Raw genomic sequence first — 690 nt, 5'->3', positions numbered from 1 at the left:
TAGGTGCAGCGCAGATTGCACTTGTCGATCACCGACAGGCGCAGATCGGTGGCCCGGCGGCCGTGGCGGTCGGCCAGTCCCGCCTCCCGGGGCGCACCGCTGGGGCCCGGCCCCGCACCACGGATCCGCGGAAGACCCAGGGAAACGCTCATGTCATGCCCGTCCCTTGGTGAGATGGCACGGTGTTGCCCGGATCGGGCTCCGAACCCCGGGGCCCACCACCGTCCTGCGTCTAGTCACTCTCAGGTCCCGTGCAGTGCACGCACAGGCCTCCCGTTCCGCCGGAGGTGGCGCACTCGTCGTCGAGCCGGGTCGTTCGGGCGGAGAGCAGGGATCTCCGGATCTCGAGGGTCCGGGACGGGGTCGAAGCGGTCGGCGGCACGGTGGTTCTCACGGAGGGCGCTCCTCTGCGGGTGGATGGTCTGTCGGGCAGGTCCGGCGGTGGGCGGAGAGCCGCTGCGCGGTTCCAGGAGGGGTCCTGGGCCGCTCGGTGGGCTCAGCGTTCGCGGTCGCCGCGGATGAAGGCCTCCAGGTCCGCCCTCGCCACGTCGTCGGGCAGCTGCACGTGCGGGGACTTCATGAAGTACGCCGAGGCCGAGGTCAGCGGGCCCCCGATCCCGCGGTCGGCCCCGATCTTCGCCGCCCGGATCGCGTCGATGATCACCCCGGCCGAGTTCGGCGAGTCCCACA

At 71.9% G+C, this 690-nt stretch carries 2 pseudogenes; both read right to left on the bottom strand.

Features of this window, described 5'->3' with window-relative positions:
* Nucleotides 1–152 (bottom strand): annotated as a pseudogene (locus tag ACYVM4_RS08880) (GTP 3',8-cyclase MoaA); the annotation flags it as partial.
* A gap of 344 nt (nt 153–496) precedes the next feature.
* Nucleotides 497–690, bottom strand: a pseudogene (locus ACYVM4_RS08875) (inositol-3-phosphate synthase); the annotation flags it as partial.

The organism is Kocuria himachalensis (assembly GCF_054784195.1).
Note: the sequence above shows the minus strand (reverse complement) of the source record. Positions and strands in the feature narration are given on the sequence as shown.